This window comes from uncultured Campylobacter sp., from assembly GCF_938030815.1.
Taxonomy (GTDB): domain Bacteria; phylum Campylobacterota; class Campylobacteria; order Campylobacterales; family Campylobacteraceae; genus Campylobacter_B.
This window is the reverse complement of the sequence record NZ_CALHII010000149.1, coordinates 18,498-40,486: the sequence shown is the minus strand read 5'-3', so window position 1 is coordinate 40,486 and position 21,989 is coordinate 18,498. Positions and strand designations below refer to the sequence as shown.

The 21,989-nt window shown below is 46.5% G+C and carries 22 protein-coding genes; 16 read left to right on the top strand and 6 right to left on the bottom strand.

What is annotated here, in order from left to right; translation table 11 throughout:
• Both Q0277_RS06025 and cydB read left to right on the top strand, forming a co-directional pair.
• Nucleotides 1–1,179: cytochrome ubiquinol oxidase subunit I (locus tag Q0277_RS06025; protein WP_297996479.1), on the top strand; the 1,179-nt coding region annotated here is incomplete at its 5' end.
• A gap of 1 nt (nt 1,180) precedes the next feature.
• Entirely contained in the window at nt 1,181–2,287 is a 1,107-nt protein-coding gene (gene cydB, locus Q0277_RS06020; RefSeq protein ID WP_297996477.1) for a cytochrome d ubiquinol oxidase subunit II, read from the top strand.
• Nucleotides 2,288–2,631: 344 nt separating this feature from the next.
• Here the strand turns inward: cydB and Q0277_RS06015 are convergent, their stop codons facing one another.
• Complete coding sequence (locus tag Q0277_RS06015) at nt 2,632–3,600, bottom strand: putative transporter (RefSeq protein WP_297996475.1); 969 nt, start codon at nt 3,598–3,600, stop codon at nt 2,632–2,634.
• A complete protein-coding gene (locus Q0277_RS06010) occupies nt 3,600–6,341 on the bottom strand; it encodes a M16 family metallopeptidase (protein WP_297996473.1) in 2,742 nt (913 codons plus the stop codon). The genes Q0277_RS06015 and Q0277_RS06010 overlap by 1 nt, the downstream gene beginning before the upstream one ends.
• Before the next feature lie 72 nt (nt 6,342–6,413).
• On the opposite strand from Q0277_RS06010, the gene Q0277_RS06005 reads away from it, so the two are divergent.
• A complete protein-coding gene (locus tag Q0277_RS06005) occupies nt 6,414–6,722 on the top strand; it encodes a hypothetical protein (protein WP_297996472.1) in 309 nt (102 codons plus the stop codon).
• On the opposite strand, the gene Q0277_RS06000 is transcribed toward Q0277_RS06005, so the two are convergent.
• Entirely contained in the window at nt 6,676–7,272 is a 597-nt protein-coding gene (locus tag Q0277_RS06000; RefSeq protein WP_297996471.1) for a peroxiredoxin, read from the bottom strand. The two genes, Q0277_RS06005 and Q0277_RS06000, sit on opposite strands and share 47 nt — an antisense overlap.
• 180 nt (nt 7,273–7,452) lie before the next feature.
• Between Q0277_RS06000 and Q0277_RS05995 the strand changes: the two genes are divergently transcribed.
• The 6 genes from Q0277_RS05995 (at nt 7,453) to Q0277_RS05970 (ending at nt 10,790) form a co-directional block, all read left to right on the top strand.
• Nucleotides 7,453–7,737 (top strand): 4Fe-4S dicluster domain-containing protein, encoded by a 285-nt coding sequence (locus Q0277_RS05995; RefSeq protein WP_005871245.1) that lies wholly within the window; start codon nt 7,453–7,455, stop codon nt 7,735–7,737.
• A gap of 107 nt (nt 7,738–7,844) precedes the next feature.
• A complete protein-coding gene (ndk, locus tag Q0277_RS05990; RefSeq protein WP_177388469.1) occupies nt 7,845–8,258 on the top strand; it encodes a nucleoside-diphosphate kinase in 414 nt (137 codons plus the stop codon).
• Nucleotides 8,259–8,267: 9 nt separating this feature from the next.
• Nucleotides 8,268–8,621: a hypothetical protein gene (locus tag Q0277_RS05985; protein WP_297996469.1), complete on the top strand. Its 354-nt coding sequence runs from the start codon at nt 8,268–8,270 to the stop codon at nt 8,619–8,621.
• An 18-nt stretch (nt 8,622–8,639) separates the two neighbouring features.
• Nucleotides 8,640–8,786 carry a 50S ribosomal protein L32 gene (rpmF, locus tag Q0277_RS05980; protein WP_005871250.1) on the top strand — a complete coding sequence of 49 codons (147 nt, stop codon included), beginning with the start codon at nt 8,640–8,642 and terminating at the stop codon, nt 8,784–8,786.
• 4 nt (nt 8,787–8,790) lie between these two features.
• A complete protein-coding gene (gene plsX, locus Q0277_RS05975; RefSeq protein WP_291939962.1) occupies nt 8,791–9,783 on the top strand; it encodes a phosphate acyltransferase PlsX in 993 nt (330 codons plus the stop codon).
• 8 nt (nt 9,784–9,791) lie between these two features.
• A complete protein-coding gene (locus Q0277_RS05970) occupies nt 9,792–10,790 on the top strand; it encodes a beta-ketoacyl-ACP synthase III (protein ID WP_297996467.1) in 999 nt (332 codons plus the stop codon).
• Nucleotides 10,791–11,762: 972 nt separating this feature from the next.
• Here Q0277_RS05970 and Q0277_RS05965 read toward each other — a convergent pair.
• Nucleotides 11,763–12,686 (bottom strand): methylenetetrahydrofolate reductase, encoded by a 924-nt coding sequence (locus tag Q0277_RS05965; RefSeq protein ID WP_297996466.1) that lies wholly within the window; start codon nt 12,684–12,686, stop codon nt 11,763–11,765.
• Nucleotides 12,687–12,780: 94 nt separating this feature from the next.
• Here Q0277_RS05965 and Q0277_RS05960 point away from each other — a divergent pair, with 94 nt between their 5' ends.
• From Q0277_RS05960 to Q0277_RS05930, 7 genes are all read left to right on the top strand, one after another.
• Nucleotides 12,781–15,072 carry a DUF87 domain-containing protein gene (locus Q0277_RS05960; protein WP_297996464.1) on the top strand — a complete coding sequence of 764 codons (2,292 nt, stop codon included), beginning with the start codon at nt 12,781–12,783 and terminating at the stop codon, nt 15,070–15,072.
• 9 nt (nt 15,073–15,081) lie between these two features.
• Entirely contained in the window at nt 15,082–15,738 is a 657-nt protein-coding gene (gene plsY, locus Q0277_RS05955; protein WP_297996463.1) for a glycerol-3-phosphate 1-O-acyltransferase PlsY, read from the top strand.
• The gene (locus Q0277_RS05950) at nt 15,735–16,052 is read left to right on the top strand and encodes a dihydroneopterin aldolase (RefSeq protein WP_297996461.1); all 318 of its coding nucleotides are present in this window, start codon (nt 15,735–15,737) and stop codon (nt 16,050–16,052) included. Before plsY ends, Q0277_RS05950 begins: the two co-directional genes overlap by 4 nt.
• Before the next feature lie 76 nt (nt 16,053–16,128).
• Nucleotides 16,129–16,800 (top strand): homeostatic response regulator transcription factor HsrA, encoded by a 672-nt coding sequence (hsrA, locus tag Q0277_RS05945; protein WP_005871260.1) that lies wholly within the window; start codon nt 16,129–16,131, stop codon nt 16,798–16,800.
• Nucleotides 16,801–16,838: 38 nt separating this feature from the next.
• Nucleotides 16,839–18,086, top strand: a complete 1,248-nt coding sequence (locus Q0277_RS05940) for a HAMP domain-containing sensor histidine kinase (RefSeq protein WP_297996460.1) — start codon at nt 16,839–16,841, stop codon at nt 18,084–18,086.
• 49 nt (nt 18,087–18,135) lie between these two features.
• A complete protein-coding gene (locus Q0277_RS05935) occupies nt 18,136–18,381 on the top strand; it encodes a YfhL family 4Fe-4S dicluster ferredoxin (RefSeq protein WP_005871264.1) in 246 nt (81 codons plus the stop codon).
• Nucleotides 18,382–19,824: a Ppx/GppA phosphatase family protein gene (locus Q0277_RS05930; protein WP_297996458.1), complete on the top strand. Its 1,443-nt coding sequence runs from the start codon at nt 18,382–18,384 to the stop codon at nt 19,822–19,824. It abuts the gene before it with no gap.
• 684 nt (nt 19,825–20,508) lie between these two features.
• Here Q0277_RS05930 and Q0277_RS05925 read toward each other — a convergent pair.
• Together Q0277_RS05925 and Q0277_RS05920 are read right to left on the bottom strand one after the other, a co-directional pair.
• Nucleotides 20,509–20,814, bottom strand: a complete 306-nt coding sequence (locus tag Q0277_RS05925) for a metal-sulfur cluster assembly factor (protein ID WP_297996456.1) — start codon at nt 20,812–20,814, stop codon at nt 20,509–20,511.
• Nucleotides 20,811–21,986, bottom strand: coding sequence for a peptidase M50 (locus tag Q0277_RS05920; protein WP_297996455.1), 1,176 nt, complete (start codon nt 21,984–21,986; stop codon nt 20,811–20,813). The genes Q0277_RS05925 and Q0277_RS05920 overlap by 4 nt, the downstream gene beginning before the upstream one ends.
• Nucleotides 21,987–21,989 lie beyond the last annotated feature (3 nt).

Genomic DNA, 21,989 nt, shown 5'->3' with positions numbered 1-21,989 from the left:
ATGTTCTTCGGCTGGGATCGCGTAAGCAAAAAATTTCATCTTCTTTCGACCTGGCTCGTGGCGATCGGATCAAATTTAAGCGCGTATTGGATTCTAATCGCGAATGCTTGGATGCAAAACCCTGTTGGTACGAGCTTTAATCCAGATACGATGCGTAACGAGATGAGCAATTTTTTAGATATCGCGCTATCTCACTTCGGAGTGGCTAAATTTTTGCATACCGTCGGCGGCGGCTACATTACCGCGGCGCTTTTCGTGCTTGGAATTTCGGCATTTTATATGCTAAAAAACAAAGACTTCGCGCTTGCTAAAAAAAGCTTCATCGTAGCGGCAAGCTTCGGTATGCTAAGCTCGCTTTTCGTGCTATTTAGCGGCGACGAGAGCGCCTATCAGGTCGCGCAAAAGCAGCCGATGAAACTTGCGGCGATGGAGGGTCTGTATAAGGGCGAAGTAAATGCAGGCATCGTCGCGGCGGGAGTTTTAAATCCGAGCAAACTTCCCGGAGACGATAAGGAGCCGTTTTTATTTGAGATCAAGGCGCCTTATGCGCTAGGGCTGATGGCTACGAGAGGGCTTGATAATTTCACTCCCGGTATCGATGATTTGGTATTTGGAAACGAAAAATTCGGCATCGAAGGCGCGGATAAAAAGATCGAAAAAGGCAAAATCGCCCTGCAAGCGCTGAAGGATTATAGGGTCGCCAAGGACGCGAATGACACCGCGGCGATGCAGCAGGCGCGCGAAATTTTATTCGGCAACCAAAATATGCAAAATCTAGGCTACGGCTACCTTGACGATGCGAAGCAGATCGTCCCTCCAGTGGCGCTTACCTTTTACAGCTTCCACGTGATGGTGGCTTTGGGAAGCTATTTTATCTTGCTATTTTTCGTAACGCTATTTTTGGCGATGCGAAAGAATCTCGCCGAATACAAGAAAATTCTATGGCTTTGCGTCTTTAGCATTCCTCTGGGATACGTCGCGTGCGAGGCGGGCTGGATCGTGGCCGAAGTAGGGCGCCAGCCGTGGGCGATACAAGATCTCATGCCGGTGGGCGTCGCGGCTACGAGCCTGGCGGGAACGAACATAATGATCTCGTTTGCGCTCTTTGCGGTTTTATTTACGGTTTTATTCATAGCCGAGATAAAGATCATGCTAAAACAGATAAAGATAGGATTTTAAGATGCACGAAATTTTTCAAATTTATTGGTGGTGCGTGGTTTCGCTTCTGGGCGGAATTTTAGTTTTTATGCTCTTCGTGCAGGGCGGTCAGACGCTGCTTTTTACGCTGGCGAAAAATGAGACCGAGAAGGATTTTATAATAAATTCCATCGGCAAGAAATGGGAGCTTACATTTACTACGCTCGTTATGTTCGGCGGAGCGTGCTTTGCGGCGTTTCCGCTATTTTATGCGACCAGCTTCGGCGGGGCGTATTGGGCGTGGATGGCTCTGCTTTTTTGCTTCATAATCCAAGCCGTCGCTTACGAATACAGAAAAAAGCCCGATAATTTCTTGGGCGCTAAAACTTATGAAGCCTTTCTTTTCATAAACGGCTCGCTGGGCACGATCCTGCTTGGCATCATCGTCTCGACGCTTTTTAGCGGCAGTGAATTCGCGCTAGAGCAGAATAATTTCGTACAGTGGAAAAACCCCGCTCGCGGACTTGAGGCGCTAGCAAATCCGTTTAATTACATCTTGGGAGTTGCGCTATTTTTCTGCGCTAGGACGGGAGCGAGCTTATATTTGATGAACAATATCGCCGAGCCCGAAATGATCGCTAAGCTCAAAGCTTCGCTTAAATTTAACGCTAGCGCTTTTTTGATATTTTTCATCGCGTTTTTGGCGTGGGTTTTGCTAAAACAGGGCTATGCAGTCGGCGCGGGCGGCGTCGTAAGCCTTGAGAGCTTTAAGTATCTGCATAACTACCTAAGCCTGCCTGTTGCGCTAATCTTGCTGCTACTGGGCGTAGTGCTGGTGCTGGTGGGGATATTCAAAGGCGCATTTACAAGCAGCGTACGCGGAGTATTTTTCTACGGCGTGGGCGTCATATGCGCGGTAACGAGCGTATTTTTGATCCTGGGTCTAAACAACACGGCGTTTTATCCGTCAAATTTCGACCTGCAAAGCTCGCTTTCGATAAGCAACGCAAGCTCGAGCCTCTATACGCTTAAGACGATGTTTTACGTGTCGTTTCTAGTTCCTTTCGTGCTGGGTTATATCAGCTACGTTTGGCGCGCGATGGATGCTAAAAAGCTCGATAAAGAGGGGCTTTCAAACGAGCATTATTAGGCGCGTCAGCTCCAGCATGGTTTCCGCGCGCCGTGTGGCGGCGAGGCTGTGCTTTTGTGCACGGCACTGCGCGCTTTTGCGCTTAGTTAAATTTCATACCGGCGGCGCTTTTTGCGCACCGCATTATAAAAATTTTAAGGATTAAAAATGATCAAATCTTTAGTTTTCATCGCGATTTGGATGATCTTGCTCGTAGGAAGCTATAAATTTATAAAGCTAAACATTACTCATCACGAAAAAAGCGAGCAGTAAAAGGGTAGAAATTTTAAAAGCTTGCGGTCCGGGATTTCGCTTTAAATTTAGAAAGCGAAATCTAGAGCCGCAAGGTGCGGGCGAAATTTTATCTAGCCCTTGTAATCGATATTTTTTTCGAATTCTTTAAGTCGCATATGGATTGAGCGAAGCTCCGTGATCGTCGTCCAGTTATCGATAAAAACGCTAAAGCTGCCACGTACTTGGCTAAAAGCATTGCCTACTTGAATCATCACTCCAAGCGTAATTGCCTTGGTAAAAAGTCCTGGTCCCATTATGAGATAGGGCACGATGACTAGGATTTGCGAGAAAGAATTTAGCCATAAATCAAAGTAGCAGTAGTGCAAAAATAGCCTGTAATAGTTGTGCTTTAGTTTGCCAAATAGCGTCTTTGTAGTCTCTTCGCTCGCATATTCCGCCTTATTCTCCTCGGCATAAACCAGCTCTTTGCGAAATGCAGCTTCCGCCTTTTGATTGTTGTATTCAAGCCTAGGCAGAAACCAACCTACTAGCCAAGAAATTATCAGTCCGCCGATGCTTACTGCAAGTGCGATCCATACGAGAGAGCCGGGAATTTTTTTGAGCGCCTCAAAAGGTACTTTCTCGCTAAGGCTCCACAAAACGGGAATAAATGCAAAAAGAGTCATCGCCGCCGAAAGTACGCGCGTGCCGATATCTTCGATGATTTTTGAGAAGCGGTAGATGTCTTCTTGGATACGCTGCGAGCTTCCTTCGATATCTTTACTTACCTTTTTCCAGTATGAAAAATAGGAAAAGGTCATCGCCTCTCGCCATTTAAATGCCCAAATTCGCGCCACGTATCGCTCCGAAATCGCCGCCGCTACGGCAGGCATCGCTATCCATAAAAAGACCCTCATCTGCGTATAAAAATCGTTTAACGTATGACGATCTACGTTTTGACATAAATCATAAAATACGCGATACCATTCGTTGAAACGCACGCTCAGCGTAGTTTGATACCAATTAATCGCGATCAAAAATACTAGTCCTGTATATGCTAAAAGCGCCCATTTTTTGCTTTTAAAAAATGAAACGAACATTAGCGTTTCTCGGAGCTTTTTGGATTCAAAATCGCTGTAAATAGCCTATCGCTTAGCATTTGCGCCGCTTCCTGCACATCCGCGCTTTTTACCGCATTTATGCTTGCTGCGTAGCTTTTTTCGTCATAGAGCGGATGGCCGTAAAGCTCGTGCGCAGTGATATTAGCAAGCCAAAAATCATTCGTCTGTGCAGCTCTTTTGGTCGATAGAATTTGAGCTTTTTTAAAATTTGCCAGCTCGCTATCTTTTGCGCCGGAGCTTTCGATCTGTTTTAAAATTTCACTCACGCTTGCTGCAACGGCACGGGCATCTTTCGGCTCGGTAGAAAACGATACGTTCAAGCTCGCTGCGATTTGTGGCTCACGCACATAGGCGCTATGCACCATCGCTGAGTAAATTTGTCCGCGCGCCTCGCGGATCTGCTCGACGATACGATTGCTTAGCACGCTTTTTAACGCTTGAAATTTATAAGTGTCTGCAAAGTCGAAATTTTGCAGCTCATAGTTTGAAAAAATCATCCGAACTTCGCTTTTATCACTATCGCCGTAATCTTGCACAATCTCTCCGCTAGAAGTATTTAGCATCAGAGTTTTAGGTGTAGCGCTGCTTGTGCCGGACTTTAGATTGCCGATATATTTGGCTAGAATTTGTTTCGCGCGCGCAGGCTCGAAATCGCCGCTAAGTACAAAGATAAAATTTCCAGCACCTGAAAAAATTTCATCCGCATCGCGCTGTAAATCGGCAAGATTTGCGCTCTTTACGTCATCTACGCTAAGCGGCTGTTTGCGAGCCGTATCTCCCGAATATAGCGATTTTAAAATTTGCTCGCCGAATTTAAATTCCGCCGTCTCGTCGCGCAGCGTAATCGCCGAAAGCGCGTCGGTTTTGTATTTTGTAAGCGAGCTTGCATGAATTAGCGGCTCGCTAAATCTTGCGTAAAGCTCGTGTGTCATCGCCTCCAGATCCGCTCCTGCGCCTCTAAAACCGCAGTCTGCGTCATCCATCCTAAATCTTAGCTTATAATCAAATTTTGAGGTCAAGCGTCCCGCCTCGTATTCGTTTAGCTCGCCTATGGTGCCCGAGTTTAGCAGCGCGGTTAGAATTTCACCACGAGCCTTGCCAAAATGTGCGTAGCCGCCTTTTTTAACGGCTGCGAGGGCGATTTTATTTTTCTCGCTTTTAAGAGGCTTTAAAATTACCTTCGCGCCGTTTTTAAATTCCAAAATTTCAGTGCCGCTAGCGCCTTTTTGTGCTTTAAATTCCGTCTCTTTTAAATCTGCTCCCGCAAGCTGCTTGGAAGCAAGCTTCGAAGCAGCGAAATTAAACGGCACTGCTTTTTCGTAGAGCAACTCCGCATCTTTTTGGCTAATGCCCAAATCCTTTGCTGAGATAATCTCCGTAAATCTCGCTCCATCCGTTATCTGAGAGAAAAATTTATTAACATCCGCTAGCGTTATTTCTTCTAACGCCTTGAGGCTTAGATCGTGCTCGTCTTGCTTACTAAGCTTTACATTGCCGTTTTGTACGAAATCAAGTAGTGCCTCTATTTGCGCACTTTGCGTATCGTTTTTAAGCAGATCGGCTTGCACTTGATGTTTAAATTCCGTCTTAACGCTATCAAAATCGTCATTGTTAAATCCGTGTTCGCGTACCCCTTTGATCGCGCTAAAAAGACTACTTAGCGTGGCGTTGGCGTCGAAATTAAAAATATTTGCGCTTATGCTGTATAGTCTGCGGTTTTTAAACAGATCGTCCGAGCCGAAATAGGCTTTAAGCGGAATTTTGGCATTCACATTCATCGCGTCGTATCCAAGCTCCATCAGCCTCGATACGTAGGCTTGCAGCCACTCATTTTTAAGCGCACCGTAGCTTCTTAACGGCTCATATTTGCCTGCGTAAAGCACGCTAGCGACATTAGCGCCGAGCTCGGGCTCTACGGTGCTTGCTAGCCCGCCTTCAAATGGGCGTAGGCTAAGATCGCGCGGGATTTTTTCGCCGTGCTCAGAAAGAGAGCTAAAATTTTGCTTGATTAGGTTTTTAATCTGCTCAATGTTTACGTCGCCTACGACTATGATGCTAATGGCGCTAGGAAGGTAGTTACGCGCATAGAATTTTTTTAGTTGCTCGCCAGTGGCGCCTTTGATGATTTCATTTTGTCCGATCGGAAAGCGTCTTGAAAATATGGAATTAGGGTATAAATATGTAGCGCGCTTTTCGTAAAAGCGCCTCTCAAAGCCTTTTTTTGCTTCTTCTAATATGACGCCCTTTTCCTTTTGCGTTTCGTTCTCGTCAAATTTTACGCCGCCTGCATAATCGCGCAGTACCAAAAATACGTCCTTTAGCGTCTCGTCGCTCACTTGGGCTTGGATGTTGTATGTGGTGTTTTCAAAGCCAGTCTGTGCATTGAGATCGGCGCCGAATTTCACCCCTAGGCGCTGCAAAGTGTGGACTAGTTCATTTTTATCAAAATGTTCGCTGCCATTGAACGCCATGTGTTCAACGAAGTGCGCTAAGCCCTGCTCGTCGTCATTTTCATCAACACTACCTGCGGCTACGTTGAGGTAAAAAAGCGCGCTATTTTTTGGCACGTCGTTTTTGAGGATATAAAATTTCACGCCATTTGCCAGCTTGCCGTGCACTACACTAGGATCGAGCTTAAGTGGCGCGTCCGGGTTGGTATCTGCGGAGTAAAGGCTCAAAGAGCAAAGCAGGGCGGAGATAAAAAATATAAGCTTTTTCATAATTGTCCTTGGATTTAAAAACTTGCGATTGTAACAAAAGCTAGTTTAAAGTATGATTTTGCGAGCTTTGTTATGGGTGAAATTTTACCAAGGATTTGGGATTTTACTTGCGGTTTTGAAATTTTACTTGCAGATTTTCAAGAAACGGAATTTTTGGAATTTTTGGAATTTTTGGAATTTTTGGAATTTTTGGAATTTTTGGAATTCCGCCGCCGCGACTTAAAATTTTGGCAGCGGAATTTAGAAAGCTTTGCGAGCTTTAATAGCCCGCGCAAGGCTAAATTTAAACCTTACGCGGTTAGAATTCGTACGCCCGCGCGAAGAATTTTACAACTTATAGTTTGCTTGCGTTTTTGTCTAGATACTCTGCGACGCCCTTAGGATCTGCTTTCATCCCTGCGTCGCCTTTGTGCCAGCCTGCAGGGCAAACCTCGCCGTGCTCGTTTGTAAATAGCATCGTATCGACCATTCTTAGCATCTCGTCGATATTGCGACCAAGCGGTAGGTCGTTGATGACGGCGTGGCGGACGGTGCCGTCTTTGTCAAGCAGGAAGCTGCCGCGAAGCGCTACGGCGTTGCCGAACAGCACGTCGAAGCTGCGTGCGATATCTTTTGTGATATCCGAAACTAGCGGGAACTGCACTTTGCCGATGCCGCCTGCGTTTACCGGAGTATTTTTCCACGCAAGATGGGTGAACTCGCTATCGCAGCTAACGCCGATAACTTCGATACCCTTGGATTTGAAATCTTGATATCTGTGATCGAATGCGATGATCTCGCTCGGGCAGACGAAGGTAAAATCTTTTGGATAAAAGAATACGACCGCGCCTTTTTCGCCGATATTTTTATAGAGGTTGAAATCCTCAACTATCTCGTTGCTGCCTAAAACAGCGCTTGCCGTAAAATCTACAGCTTTATTGGTTACTACCATGTTATTTCTCCTTGTTAATAAAATTTATGATGGCGATTATACATTTTAAAACTTTAGATTTGCTGAAATTTGATGAAAATTTTTATATAATAAATTTTATTTATCCAATAATATTACTTTTATCATTTTTTAAATTTAGTATGTTATCATCGCGCTTCATTTTTTGATAAAGGAGAAAAAATGGCTGTAAAAATTACCGATATTTGCATTAGCTGCGGCTCATGCATCGACGAGTGTCCGGTAAATGCGATCGTGGACGATAGCGATAACCCAAGCGGTGAGGATAGCTACTACGTATATGCCGATAAATGCGTCGAGTGCGTGGGCTACAACGACGAGCCGGCTTGCGCTAGCGCCTGTCCGACCGACGGCTGTATCGTCTGGAGCGACATCGTAGCGGGTCAACCTAGCAGGGATAGTATAGGTGCGGATCTGCGCAGCGGAGATACCCCGGTATTTGCTTAGCAGATAAAATTCCGCGATCAAATGCGCGGAATTTTAATTCATTCAATCCTTAAATAAATTTTAACCTATTTTTCGATACAATCCGCCTTTCACTTTAAGGAGATTATATGCAGCAAACGCTTTCTATTATTAAGCCTGATGCCGTTAAAAAGGGCGTTATCGGTAAAATTATCGATCGTTTCGAAAGCCACGGACTAAGAATCGCAGCGGCTAAAAAATTATGTCTAAGCGCCGAAGATGCGGGTAAATTTTATGAAATTCACAAGGATCGCCCTTTTTATAAGGATCTGATTGAGTTTATGACTAGCGGCCCGGTGGTCGTAATGGTGCTAGAAGGCGATGATGCCGTAGCTAAAAATCGCGCGCTAATGGGCGCTACCGATCCGAAAAAAGCCGATAAAGGCACGATCAGAGCAGACTTTGCGGACAGCATCGATGCTAATGCCGTTCACGGCAGCGACAGCCTAGAAAACGCAAAAACCGAGATCGCATTTTTCTTTGCAAAAAGAGAAATTTGCTAAGAGTGCCACGTGAAGATCGCTTTTGCTAAAATTTCCGCCGCGCCCGTGCCGTTTGAAATTTCGCAAGACAGGCTTAAGCTCAGCGGAAATTTAAAACGAAAAGACTCTAAGTTTATCGAGTGCAAGGGCGAAATTAAGGGTAAAATTCCATACATTTGCGATCGCTGCGGTAAAGAATTTGATCTTGACGTGAGCGAGAGCGTAAATTTGCTTTTAAGCGAGGGTGTTTTTAACGACGAAAAGCACGAGAGCTTGGATGTGATGGAGTTTTTCGGCGCCGAAGTTGATGTGGATGAAATTTTAAGAAGCGAAATGGAAGCTTTTAAAAGCGACTATTTTTATTGCGAAGAATGCAAGAACTAAATTTATAAAGGAGAAAAAATGGCAGTTCCAAAGCGAAGAGTTAGTAAAACTCGTGCGGCAAAAAGACGCACTCACTACAAAGTGACCCTTCCGATCCCCGTCAAAGATAAAGACGGAAGCTGGAAAATTCCGCATAGAATAAACAAAACTACGGGCGAATATTAATCCGATGATTTCCGTTGCTATAGACGCGATGGGCGGTGATTTCGGCTGCGAGCCGATAATAAACGGGGTCGTAGATGCGCTGCGAGAGCGTAAATTTAATGCATTTTTGGTAGGCGACGAAGCGCAAATCAAGCCTTTTATTCCACAAGATCAAGGCTTTGAGAAATATATTACTTACGTAGCTGCAAGCGAAGTTTTCGAGATGAAAGAGGGCGCAACCGACGCTCTCAAACGCAAAGAGAGCAGCATCTTTAAAGCGGTTGATCTGGTAAAAAGTGGCACATGCAAAGCCGTGGTGTCCGCAGGACACAGCGGCGCTACGATGAGTCTTGCGACGCTTCGCATAGGAAGGCTCAAAGGTATCTTACGCCCGGCGATTGCTACGCTGATGCCAAATTCCATAGGTGGACGTACGCTTGTGCTGGATGTAGGCGCTTATGTGGATTGTAAGCCTGAGAATTTATTTCAATTCGCGATTATGGGCGAAGCATACGCCAAGGAGATTATGGGTTTAAACGCACCACGCATCGGCTTATTATCCAACGGCGAGGAGGATAGTAAAGGCAACGAGGTAACAAAAGAAACCTTTCATATGCTTAAGAAGATGCAAAATTTTATTGGTAATGTCGAAGGCAATCAAATTTTTGACGGCTCCGTGGATGTCGTAGTTTGCGACGGATTTATCGGTAACATTATGCTAAAATCCAGCGAAGGCGTCGCGAGCGCTATTGGCAAACTTATCAAAAACGAAACAAAAAAATCTCCGATTGCTATCGCTGGCTCCATTTTGATGAAGCGCGTCTTTAAGATAATCAAAAAAAGCACAGACTATGACGAATACGGCGGCGCGCCGCTTTTGGGCGTCAAAGAGTGCGTCATCATAAGCCATGGCAAAAGCACTCCGAAAGCCGTTAAAAACGCGATCTTTCAAGCGCTTAAATTTGCAGATTCTAAAATCAACTCCGCGATAGAAAGCGAAATTTCTTCAAACGAATAGGAAAACGAATGCAAAAAGCCTCGATGATCTCAATCGCAGCATACGCGCCGAGCGAAATTTTAACCAATTTCGATCTTGAAAAGATGGTTGAAACGAGCGATGAATGGATCGTCAAGCGAACAGGCATTCATGAGCGCCGTATCGCGAAGGGCGAGAGTACTAGTGATCTAGGCGTGAAAGCGGCGTTCAAGGCGATCGAGCGTAGCGGCTTACAAAAAAACGAGATCGATGCGATAATTTGCGCCACGATCTCGCCCGATTATTTCTGCATGCCCTCGACTGCGTGTGTCATCGCAGATAAACTGGGCTTAAATTTCGGCATCACGGCATTTGATATAAATGCCGCCTGTACGGGCTTTATTTATCTTTTGGAGCTCGCAAAATCCCTCATCGAAAGCGGTGCCAAAAAACACGTGCTGATAATCGGCACGGAAAAACTAAGCTCGATAGTCGATTGGAGCGACCGTGCTACGTGCATACTTTTCGGCGACGGCGCGGGCGCTGCGGTTATCGCGGCGCGTGACGATAACGAAATCATCGGCATTCATACCGCTAGCGACGGCAGCAAGGGCGATCTTCTCATTACCCCGGCTCCGGGCAGCGTCAATCCGCTTAGCAGGAAGATCATCGACGAAAAGCTGGGCTTCATGCAGATGGCGGGGCGCGAGGTCTTTAAAATTGCGGTACCGACGCTTAGTAACGACGTCGTAGAGATTTTGGAGAAAAATAAAATTTCGCCCGAGCAGGTTGATCTTTTTATCCCACATCAGGCAAATTTACGCATTATCGAGGCGGTCAAGGCGAGACTGGAATTTAGCGACGAGCAGTGCGTGCTTACGATCGGCAAATACGGCAATACAAGCTCGGCGTCGATCCCGATGGCGATCAACGACGCTTACGAAAGCGGCAGGCTTAAAAACGGCTCGCTTATGCTGCTTGATGCGTTCGGCGGCGGCTTTACCTGGGGCAGTGCGCTTTTGAAATTCGGTGGCAAGAGCATAAACTAGTGCTTTTTAAATTTCATTATCTTTGAATTTCGCCATATTTAAGAGTTAAAATTCCAAGCTTATTTACAAAACTAATTTCAAATTTATATTTATTCCGAGTTAGGTTTCGAAATTTTAAAATGAAGCGTTTGCGATTGAAAGCATATTATAATCTTGCGCAGTTTACATATCGGCTTCTGCGTGAGATAGTAAAACGACGTTAGTCTTAGGTCTGCTGCTTTTTGGTGGCGGGCTTTTAGAATATAAAAGAAATCAAATATGCGATAGCTTAAATGGGTGTTAATTTCAGCTGATTCTATACATTAACGGCTTGTAATTAGCTGCAAAGCTCGGCAAGTATTTTTACGGCGACGTATGGTGGATCTTTTTAGCGACTTACATATAGGCTGTAGAATAAAATTCAAATACCAAAACGCTTACAACAGCAAGCAACAAATTGCCTTAGATTTGAAATTTAGCATAAATGCCGGTAAATTTAAATCAAATACTACGAATGGAACAATAAAGGACGCTATGTTATGAGTGCAGGAGCATCGTATCTATATTGGGTTCGTTAAAACCTCCAGTTATCCCATCTCTCCGCTATACAATATGCTCTAAAAAAGGATAGGATATTAAAATTATCCCTGTGTAGATAGCGGCAAGCCGGAAGGTGCGGTCGCGTCGGCTGCAGACTAAAGGCGGTTAATGCACTTAGTTTTAGTGTGAAAACTACAGCGATTTATAGGTTTGATGATATGCCTAGCTCAATGCCATTGTAAGCATTGGGAAATTTTGCACGAAATATCATCTTGCAGTTATGGATGACAGTTATTAAAGCATATTATTGGGGCAATTTTTTATAAATTTTAAGTTCAAATTCCATTCGGATAAAATTTCGATTTATTTTTCAGAAAGCGATCTAAAATTATTTAAAATTCCTCCGCTAGCTTGGACTATCTAGCGTTTTGTTCGTATACCCGATTTAAAATTTTAAATAACGTAAAATTCCAAATTCTCGTGCTTAAGGATAATTTTTCTGATCTCTTTTAGTAAGCTGAGCGAGGCTTCGATTTCGACGCGGCGGGTGCTGACACTCTCGACGTTTGCGCCCACGCTCACCCCTTTTGTGAGGGCGTATTTATAGATGAAATCAAACATCTCTGCGCACAGTGCTGTTGAACTTTGCAAGATATCGACGCTGCTTTGCAGTCGCTGCTGCAGAAAATCCGGCACCGAGATGCCAAGCCACTTCATAAACTCAAGCGTCTTTAGGCTGCCGCACGGCGTGAAAGTAAAGATTATCGGCACCTTTTTGCATTCCAAAGCGGCGTAATCGTCGATGAAATCTTTGGCATTTTGCACATTATAAACCGCCTGAGTGATGAAAAATTCGCACCCGTCCGCAGTCTTCTCCGCGATTTTTAGGTGCTCGTCGTGGCTCTTTTCATGGCGCTCAGGAATGCAGATGCCGCCTAGGCAAAGATGCTGCGCTACAAGTCGCTTGATCTCATAGGCGCGGCTTAGATGCAGTTTGCATTCTTCGTTTTTAGAGCTTGCCCCCACGAAAACGCCCAGCCCGCTTGCGGCATGCCTTAGAATTTCGCAAAATTCCGCCTCGTCGTATTTGCCTACCGCGCGGTAGATGATCGCTTCTTTATCGGTATACAGATACTGCGTGTAGTAGCGTGCGGGATCAATAGTGTGCACAAAAGGAAAGGTCCGCTCATCTTTCGTGCGCGCGCTTTCATCTTGTAGATCGTAGATGACGATGCCGTCGCATTCGCATTCGCCTAGGCGCTGCGACCACGCCGTACCTAGGCGCTCGAGCTCGTCTTGAGAGGACGTGATTTTAGGCGGGACGATGCCATAGAGTAGAATTCCGCTTTTTCCGTTTCTAATTTTTTCTTTTAACACTTGTCATTCCTTGATTTTTCGCGTATTTTAGCAAATTTAAATTTAAAAATTTAAATGATATAATGCCAAGCAAATTGCAAATTTAAGGAACGCAATGAAAACGCTTCAAGAAAATTTAAAGCTTTTTTATCTGGGGCTTGAAAACGGCGAGCCGTTTTTGTATAAAAACAAGGATCTGACGACGCACGCGCTCATCATAGGAATGACCGGCAGCGGTAAAACGGGACTTGGCATCACGCTGCTAGAGGAAGCCGCGATCGATAATATCCCATCCATCATCATCGATCCAAAGGGCGATCTAACGAATTTAGCTCTTACTTTTCCGCAGATGAGGGCTGAGGATTTTGAGCCCTATATCGACGAGGCCGAGGCGCAAAACAAAGGTCTTAGCGTGCGCGAGTACGCAGAACAGACCGCAAATACCTGGCGCGAAGGTATCGAGGGCTCATATCAAGACCTGGCGCGAGTACAGCTTCTGAAAAACAGCGCTGATTTTAGAATTTATACGCCCAAATCAAGCGCAGGCCTTGGAATTAGCCTGCTAAGCGACTTTGAAGCGCCGAAGGGCTTAAACGAAGAGGATCTGAACAACTATGTAGGCGGTATCGCCACTAGCGTGCTAAGCCTCGCAGGGATCGGCAGCGATAATCTCAGCTCGCCGGAATTTTTACTGATCAGCCAAATTCTGTCCTACCATTTTAACAAAGGCGAGGGGGTGAGCGTGGTGGATCTCATCGCGCAGATCGGCAATCCGCCTTTCGATAAAATCGGCGTTTTTGATGTTAATACATTCTTTCCGAGCGATAAGCGAATGGCGCTTGCGATGAAGATTAATACGCTCATCGCAAGCCCGAGTTTTAAACTTTGGTGCGAGGGCGAGCGGCTAAATATCGCCAAGATGCTCTTTGATGAAAACGGCAGGGCGAGAGCGAATATATTTTCTATCGCGCATCTAAACGACGATGAGAGGATGTTTTTCGTCACGCTGCTTTTGGGCGAGATGATCAAATGGATGCGCACCACCAGCGGCACTAGCTCGCTACGCGCAGTACTTTATATGGATGAAATTTACGGCTTTTTCCCTCCAAACGGCAATCCGCCGAGCAAAACCCCGATGCTTACGCTGCTGAAGCAGGCTCGCGCGTTCGGTCTTGGCTGCGTATTATCGACGCAAAACCCGGTCGATCTCGATTATAAGGGGCTTAGCAATATCGGTACGTGGTTTATCGGGCGCTTGCAAACCGCGCAGGATAAGGAGCGCGTCATCAGCGGCCTAAGCGGCATCGGCTCAAATCCGATTGATAAAAGCGTTCTGATGGAGAAAATTTCAAACCTCAAAAAGCGAAATTTTTTGGTAAAAAACATCAACGAGGACGTGCTGCGAGTGATCGAGACGCGCTTTGCGCTAAGCTATTTAAAGGGTCCTTTAAGCAACGAGCAAATTTCAAATTTAATGAAAGACAAAAAGGCTGAAATTTCGTCCGTGTCGGGCGTCGCGCAAGGCGTCAAATCCGCCGGCGCCGCCAAGCCCGTAGTTTCTGCTGAAATTTCGCAGCTTTACAGCTACGGCGCGAGCCTTGAGCTAAGCCCGTATCTGTATGCAAGCGCGAAGATGCGATTTTGCGACAAGGGAGTCGATTTTACGCAGCAGCGCACTTTTTTGCTTTCGCTTTCGGACGCAAGCGAAATAGATTGGAGCGAGGCCAGCACGCGAGAGGTTGCAAATTTAAGCGGGCAGGAGCAGGCGGGCTCGCTCTACGGCGCGCTTCCTAGCTTTATCGCGGGCGCAAAAAATTTAAACGCTCAGCTTAAAAGCTTTAAGGAGTGGATCTACCGCAACGAAAAGTTAGAACTTTTTAGCGCGCTTGATCTGCTCTCAAAACCGGGCGAGAGCAGGGAGGAATTTTTTGTGCGCCTAGGCGATAAGGCAAATGAAGCTCTAGAGGCTAAAACTGATGAGATTACGGCTAAATTTGAAAAGGAAAAGGCGCGCCTTGAGGATAAAATTTTGCGCGCTAGCGAAAAGTATGAAAAGGAAAAGGGCGACGTGCTAAGTCGCGGGGTGGATGCGGCGCTAAACATAGGCGGAGCGATCTTAGGCGCGTTTTTAGGCCGCTCGCGCAGCGCTAGCAATATCTCTAAAGCGATCAGCGGCGCCAAGAGCGCGCATAAAATTTTAAACGAACGAAGCGAAGCTAAAAATGCCGAAAATAGCCTAAGCGCACTACAAGAGGAGTTGGAGGTGCTTACGCAGAAATTTGAGGCTGAAGTGGACGCGCTAAAACAGAGCCTGGATCTGAAAAATATTAAACTCGAAACGAAAGAAATTTCGCCGAAGAAAACCGACATCTACGACGAGAAAATTTCGCTACTTTGGAAGAGCTAAAGGGATTTTATGAAAAAATCGGGAATTTTAGAATTTTTACTTAGCATCGTCGGAGCGCCTAATTTTTGGTGCTACTTTGCTGCGTATCTGATCGCTGCGATCCCCTTTGGGCTTTTGATCGGTAAATACCTCGGCGGCGTGGATATCAAAAGCGAAGGCAGCGGCTCCATAGGCGCCACCAACGTCCTTCGCGTCTTAAAAACTCGCGATCCGCAAAAAGCAAAAAAGCTCGCGATCCTCACCGTCGCCTGCGACGCGCTAAAGGGCGTCCTGCCGATACTGATCGCGCGTGCTTTGGGCTTTGATGAAAATGTGCTATGGAGCATGGCTGTCTTTGCAGTACTTGGGCATTGCTTTAGCCCGTATCTGAAATTTAACGGCGGCAAGGGCATTGCGACGGGAGCCGGCGTGCTTGCTTGCTTCATCCCTATCGAGCTTATCATCGCGCTTGCCGTTTGGTTTGTAGTCGGCAAGACGGTTAAAATTTCATCCGTAGCATCGCTTGCAGCGGCGCTTGCGCTAGTCGTAGCAAGCTACGTGATCCATCCGCAGATGCCAGCGATCAACACTCATGCGCCGATCTTTCTGATAGTTTTCATCGTATTTTATAAACACGCGCCGAATATCGCCAGGCTGCTTAAGGGCGAGGAAAAGCGCGTAGTATGATTAAAATTTTAATCGAAAAGCTGGAATTTGGCGCTATAATCGGAACGCTGGATTTTGAGCGCAAGCGTGAGCAGCGCGTGTGGGTGTGGGCGAAGCTCGGGACGGAGGAATTTATCGATTACGCGCGGGTTTGCGAATATATCAAAGCGGAGTTCCGCGAGAAAAAATTTCGCCTCGTAGAGGACGCGCTAAGATACTTCGCGCAGGAGTTTCACTCAAAATTTCGATCGATGGATTATTTTTATATGAAAATTTTAAAGCCCGAAATTTTACAAGACGCGAGCGTCGGCGCGGAAATAGAGATAAAATTTTAAAATTTCTTTAAAAAATCTTGAAATTTTGCTTAAAATATGTTAAAATCGCCGCAAAATTTTAAGGCAAGGAAATTAAATGAGAATTTTAATAGTCGAGGACGAGGTGACTTTAAACAAGACGATAGCGGAGGGCTTGATGGAGTTCGGCTATCAGACGGATACTTCCGAGAGTTTTAAGGACGCAGAGTATTATATCGGCATTAGAAATTATGATTTGGTGCTAACCGATTGGATGCTAGCTGACGGCAACGGCATCGATCTCATCGCATTGGTTAAGCAAAAATCCGCGCGCACCTCCGTCGTCGTGCTATCTGCAAAAGACGATAAAGAAAGCGAGATCAAAGCGCTTCGCGCTGGCGCGGACGATTTTATCAAAAAACCTTTCGACTTTGATGTTTTAGTAGCGCGCCTTGAGGCTAGACTTCGCTTCGGCGGCTCAAATATCATCAAAATCGACGATCTTATCATCGATCCGGACGAGGAAAAGATCACATATCTAGGTCAAGAGATTGAGCTTAAGGGCAAGCCGTTTGAGGTGCTAACTCACCTGGCGCGCCACAGCGATCAGATCGTCAGTAAAGAGCAGCTGCTAGACGCTATCTGGGAGGAGCCCGAGCTCGTTACGCCAAACGTCATTGAAGTAGCGATAAATCAAATTCGACAGAAAATGGATAAGCCTCTAAATATCTCTACGATCGAGACCGTTCGCAGACGCGGATATAGATTTTGCTTTCCACAAAAAGCCTAAGAGTCCGCTTTGTAATACAATTAGCATCCGCTTCGTTGATGCTAATTGTCATTTTTTCGGTAATGCTCTATAATTATATGAGAATTACCATCTTCGAAACTCCCGTTCAAAATTTAATCCAAAGAGCACAAAAAATCGTAGAAGCCTCCGTGGCGCCTGAGAAAATTTCATCTTTTTTGCAAAACACGCCGGGCGAATACGAGAGCAAAATCATCGAAAACGAAAGTATCAATAAACCTAAATTTATCGAAAGCTCCGAGGATGGCAGGAGCTATTTACAGCTGCACTATCCTTATGGTAAGGATAAAATTTTAAGCATCAAAGCAGACGTGAGCGTCTATGCAAACATCGTAAATCAAATACTCATCGACATCATTTTAGTAAATTTGACTATGATATTTTTGGTGGTGTTTTACGCGATGTTTCTCTCGCGCATGCTGCTGATGCCGATTAAGCTGATCAGCCAAAGGCTCGCTTCGGTGGATGAAAAATTTCTAAAGCCGATCGACGGGGCCGAAATCCCGAGCGAGTTTAATATGCTTTCAAACAGCATCAACCGTCTACTGGAGCGTATCGAGACTTTCATTTTGTATCAAAAAGAGCTTTTTATCGGTATTGCGCACGAGCTTAAGACTCCGCTGGCGGTGATGAAAACTAAGAACGAAGTCACGCTAATTAAGCCGCGCGAGAGCGAGAAATATATCGAGGCGCTTAAAAATAATAACGACTCGATCGATAGTATGAATAAGATGATCAGTTCGATCCTAGAGATCGGGCGACAGGAGGGGGCGCAGTTTGAGGCGCCCGAGCAGACCGATATGATCGCGTATCTACGGGAGCTATGCGTGGGCTTTAAAATTTTAGCGCGTACGGCGGGCAAGGATTTGACGATGGATCTTAAGCCCGAACAGCTTGAAATTTCGGTGCAGAAAAGCCTCTTTATGCATGTGATTCAAAATTTCGTCCAAAACGCTATAAAATTTTCTCCGGACGGCGAAAAGGTACTGATTGAGAGCGAAATTTCGGATGGAAATTTCATCGTGAGGGTCGCAAACAAAGGCGAGCCGCTTAACGAAGAGATCGATTATTTTGCCCCTTTTAAGCGCTATGGCGGCAAGCCGGGAGCCGGGCTCGGGCTATTTTTAGCCAAAAATGCTGCTCAAGCGATGGGCGCGCAAGTAGATCTTAAAAACGACAAAGGGCGCTCGCTAATTGTCGCGATTTTCAAACTTCCACTAAAAAATTTAAGAAATAGCCCGAAATTCCGCTATTTTAAAACAAAATGAAGCTTTTTATGGTATAAACGCCATAAATTTTTTCGTAAGGTAAAATTATATGTCATTGTTGATTACAAAAGAATGCATCAGTTGCGACGCGTGCCGCGAGGAGTGCCCTAATGAAGCTATTTTTGAGGATGAGCCGATATACATCATAGATGCCGATCGATGCTGCGAGTGCGTAGATGATTATTCAGAGCCCGCTTGCATCGTGGTCTGCCCGGTCGAGTGTATCATCACCGATCCCGATAATATCGAGACGGCGGACGAGCTGAAATACAAACACGTCCATATGGAAATTTAAATGCCCAAGCGCGTCGCCGTCATAGATCTGGGCTCAAATTCCGCCAGAGCCGTGATTTTCGAGCGCACGAGCAGGCTCGGATTTTTCATCTTGGCCGAGCACAAGATCAAGATCCGACTAGGCGAAGGCGCCTACGAAAACGGCGGAATTTTAACCAAAGAAGCGATGCAAAAATGCCTGCTGGCGTTTAAAAAATTTAAAACCCTGGTATGCAATTACAAGGCTAAACGCGTGCTTTGCATCGGTACATCGGCGCTTCGCGATGCGCCAAACGGGAGCGAGTTTATAAATCTCGTACGTAAGCAAACCGGCATTACGATCCGCAAGATAGACGGGCAGATGGAGGCGTATTTGGGCGCCTATGCCGCGCAGAATTTGCTTAGCGACTTTTCCGAGGGCGTTACGCTTGACATCGGCGGCGGCTCGACCGAGCTTGCTTACATAAAAAACGGCAAGATAGAAAATAAAATTTCTCTAAATTTAGGCACGGTGCGGCTAAAGGAGCTGTTTTTCGACCGCGGCGACACAAAGGGGCTGGAGAAATACATAAATAGCACGATCTCGCAGCTCGGCGCCGAGTTTCGCACGCAAAATTTAATCGTAATGGGCGGCTCTGCGCGAGCGCTATCGGGCGCCGTGATGAGCCTGCAAAACCATCCGCTAAAGATCGTGCATAATTTCAGTTACGATTACGAAAAATACGCGCCGTTTTTTGCCAAGCTGATGAGCGCAAAGACGCTTGATTTGGCGAAATTCCCGATCAAAAAAGACCGCTACGACACGATAAGAGAGGGCGCCATTATCTTTGATAAGATCGTAAGGCGCCTAGGGGCGAAAAAGATCATCACCAGCGGCGTAGGGGTGCGAGAGGGGGCGTTTTTAAGCTCGATTCTGCGCGGCGCAAACCTGCCTAAAGGCTTTAATCCGAGCCTAAGAAGCCTTAAAGATCGCTTCGCTTCCGAGCCCAGCGAGGCTCCGAAGTTCGCAAAGGCGTTGTTTTGCGCGCTATCGCCTCTACACGGCTTGAGCGAAAAATATATTAAAATTCTTCAGACCGCGGCATCGCTTTGCGAGATCGGGCGGGCGATCGGCTTTTACGCCAAGCATGAAACTAGCGCAGATATGGTGCTCGGCGGGCTGAACTATCGCACGACGCACAAAGAAAAGGCGCTCATAGCCGCGATCATCTCGATGCACGGCAAGCGCGAGCTGGGCGCTACGTTCGCGCCTTTGAGCGCGATTTTGCCCGATGCCGCCAAGCTTGCGTGGCTCAGCTATATTTTGGAGCTTGTACGCCTCCTAAGCGAAAACGCGCTGAAAAATTTAGAATTTAGCTTTGAAAATTCCACTCTTAAAATCTCCGGCGCCGATAATTTGATAATGCTTAAAGGAAGCCTTAAAAAGCTCGCAAAGCCCGCAATTTTCGCCATAAATTTCATCTAAATTTAGCTTTAAATTTAATCGCTTGCCCGCGAGATTTTCTGGCTATGGGCTTATATACAAAGTGATTTAAATTCCATGGTTTTTTAAAATTTAGTTGCGCGGTTTGTAAGATTTCGCGGCTCTTCCGGCTAAATTTAAACTGCGATTCGTGCTGTGCGGAGCGGCGTTTTGCGGTTTGGAAAAAAGGAGAGCAGATGGGCGAGCGGGTTGGCGCGCAAGCGCACAGACGGGAGAACAGGCGAGCTAACTAGATGCAGGCAGGGGCGGGGCACAGGCGGTGCGATTAAATTTAAAATATTGCGCCGCGACGCAGTATTTTACAAACACAAATAGTTTGATGACGCTCGCCAAATTGCGGTTGCGCGGTCAAATTTTAAATCGCTCAAATTTAAAACGGCGGCGAGAATCGCGCCGCAGCAAGAATGCCCAGCTATCTGCGCAGCGCTCCGAAATTTCGTGCAATATCCCTGCGATCCACGCATCACTTCAGAATTTAGTGCAGCACTAAGACATTTCACGCAGCGCTTTGGAATTTCACACAGCGCTCTAATATCTCGCGCAGCGCTTCGGGCAACTCGCAGAAAAGCGCCCCGACAATCCGCGCAGCGTCCGAGGCGATATGTAGAAGCGTCCGACGACGAGTGCGGCGTTCTGGGCAATCTGCAAATATCCTTCGCGCGAGCCCTAAAATCGCCCCAGAGCCTCTTTGACGTGATCCTCCGCCATGTCGATATTCCACATCGGCTCAAAGACGAGATTAATCTCCACCTCACCGACGCCATCCACGCTTTCAGCACCCGCGCGCACCCATTCCACCATCATCTCATGCAGTGGGCACGACTGAGTCGATAGTGTCATCGTGACCTTGGCGTTGTTTGCCTCGTCCACGGCGACATCATAAATGAGCCCCAGCGACACGACGTCAAAGCCCACCTCAGGGTCCACTACGGCGCGAAGCGCGTCGTAAATTTGCTCTTTTGTTACTTTCATTTTTCCTCTCCGAATTTTATGTAGTTAAAGATATTTACGGTGTTGATTAGCACCAAAATTATGCTTGCTGCTTGCAAGATCACCGCGGGCGTTAGCGCTCCGAAGCTCGCGCACGCAAGCGCTAAGACGTTCGGCACGCAGGCTGCGTAGGCGATTTTTTTGATTATCATATCCTCTAGCATAGGGATTTTGCGCTTGCCGACGAAGGGCGAGACGTAGTGGTACCAGATGAGAAAGGGCGCGATTTTATAAAGGTGCGCGACGATGAAGGCGAACAAAAAGCCGTATAGCAGCCAAAACGCCGCCGCATCCGCGCGACCTACGAGCCAAAATGCCGCACTAAATCCCAAAGCCGCCAGCGAGATATAGACGTTTAAATTCCAATAATCGATCGCTTTTCGCACCCGCCTGGCTAGGATATAGATCGCCTGAGCCGCAAAGCTCGCAAGCGCAGCAAGTGCGATGAAAATTCCAAAGTCTTTTAGCAAAAACGGCCCCGCGAGCAGATACAGCGCCAGCGAAGCTTTTGCTAGCGCGAAGCTTAGATCGTGCGCCAGGCTAAACATCGGCAGCAGCACGCACGCAGCGCCTACGATGACGAAAAATACAAAGCCCAACACGAAGTATATGTGATAGGATAAAATTTCTGAAAAATATACTCCGAAAATCTCCACGCCGCTAAGCGCTAACACGAGCGCGAAGCCAAGGCTGATCCCTACCGCCAAAAACGCAGCCGAGATCGCAAGCGCAACGGCAGGGAAGCTCCATTTGGGCGTGCCGATGAAGCTTAGTGCGTAGCAGATCGTAAAATAAAATAGGCTAAGCAGTAAAACGGCGCCGCCTGCGTGCATCAAAGGGATGCTTGAAAGCAGCAATCCCGCGCTTAGCAGAGCCACACCCGCGCCGTAGGCGAGGAGATTTAAAAACGCAAATTTGACGGTGAAAAATTCCTTTTGGATGATGACCGAAGTAAGCTGATAGAGCGCCCCGATGATTATGCTGATTACGAAGCCCAGCAAAAATACGTGAAAAAAGCTCGCCGTCTGCGGCGCCTGGATCGCGCCGAAATCGGCCTTTAAAAAGCTCGCCGCGCTTAGCAGCAAAAAGATAAAGCCGCAGATGAAATAGCCGCCTACGATGCGAAACGGCGGCGAAAAGGTCGTGATATTCATCTA

Bases quoted from the DNA above. Each gene is read 5' to 3' on its own strand.
- Q0277_RS06015 (WP_297996475.1), bottom strand. From the start codon at position 3,600: ATGTTCGTTTCATTTTTTAAAAGCAAAAAATGGGCGCTTTTAGCATAT.
- ndk (WP_177388469.1), top strand. From the start codon at position 7,845: ATGCAGCAAACGCTTTCTATTATTAAGCCTGATGCCGTTAAAAAGGGC.
- hsrA (WP_005871260.1), top strand. From the start codon at position 16,129: ATGAGAATTTTAATAGTCGAGGACGAGGTGACTTTAAACAAGACGATA.
- Q0277_RS05960 (WP_297996464.1), top strand. From the start codon at position 12,781: ATGAAAACGCTTCAAGAAAATTTAAAGCTTTTTTATCTGGGGCTTGAA.
- rpmF (WP_005871250.1), top strand. From the start codon at position 8,640: ATGGCAGTTCCAAAGCGAAGAGTTAGTAAAACTCGTGCGGCAAAAAGA.
- plsX (WP_291939962.1), top strand. From the start codon at position 8,791: ATGATTTCCGTTGCTATAGACGCGATGGGCGGTGATTTCGGCTGCGAG.
- Q0277_RS06000 (WP_297996471.1), bottom strand. From the start codon at position 7,272: ATGGTAGTAACCAATAAAGCTGTAGATTTTACGGCAAGCGCTGTTTTA.
- Q0277_RS05920 (WP_297996455.1), bottom strand. From the start codon at position 21,986: ATGAATATCACGACCTTTTCGCCGCCGTTTCGCATCGTAGGCGGCTAT.
- plsY (WP_297996463.1), top strand. From the start codon at position 15,082: ATGAAAAAATCGGGAATTTTAGAATTTTTACTTAGCATCGTCGGAGCG.
- cydB (WP_297996477.1), top strand. From the start codon at position 1,181: ATGCACGAAATTTTTCAAATTTATTGGTGGTGCGTGGTTTCGCTTCTG.
- Q0277_RS05930 (WP_297996458.1), top strand. From the start codon at position 18,382: ATGCCCAAGCGCGTCGCCGTCATAGATCTGGGCTCAAATTCCGCCAGA.
- Q0277_RS05995 (WP_005871245.1), top strand. From the start codon at position 7,453: ATGGCTGTAAAAATTACCGATATTTGCATTAGCTGCGGCTCATGCATC.
- Q0277_RS06005 (WP_297996472.1), top strand. From the start codon at position 6,414: ATGGGTGAAATTTTACCAAGGATTTGGGATTTTACTTGCGGTTTTGAA.
- Q0277_RS05940 (WP_297996460.1), top strand. From the start codon at position 16,839: ATGCTAATTGTCATTTTTTCGGTAATGCTCTATAATTATATGAGAATT.
- Q0277_RS05935 (WP_005871264.1), top strand. From the start codon at position 18,136: ATGTCATTGTTGATTACAAAAGAATGCATCAGTTGCGACGCGTGCCGC.
- Q0277_RS06010 (WP_297996473.1), bottom strand. From the start codon at position 6,341: ATGAAAAAGCTTATATTTTTTATCTCCGCCCTGCTTTGCTCTTTGAGC.
- Q0277_RS05970 (WP_297996467.1), top strand. From the start codon at position 9,792: ATGCAAAAAGCCTCGATGATCTCAATCGCAGCATACGCGCCGAGCGAA.
- Q0277_RS05950 (WP_297996461.1), top strand. From the start codon at position 15,735: ATGATTAAAATTTTAATCGAAAAGCTGGAATTTGGCGCTATAATCGGA.
- Q0277_RS05925 (WP_297996456.1), bottom strand. From the start codon at position 20,814: ATGAAAGTAACAAAAGAGCAAATTTACGACGCGCTTCGCGCCGTAGTG.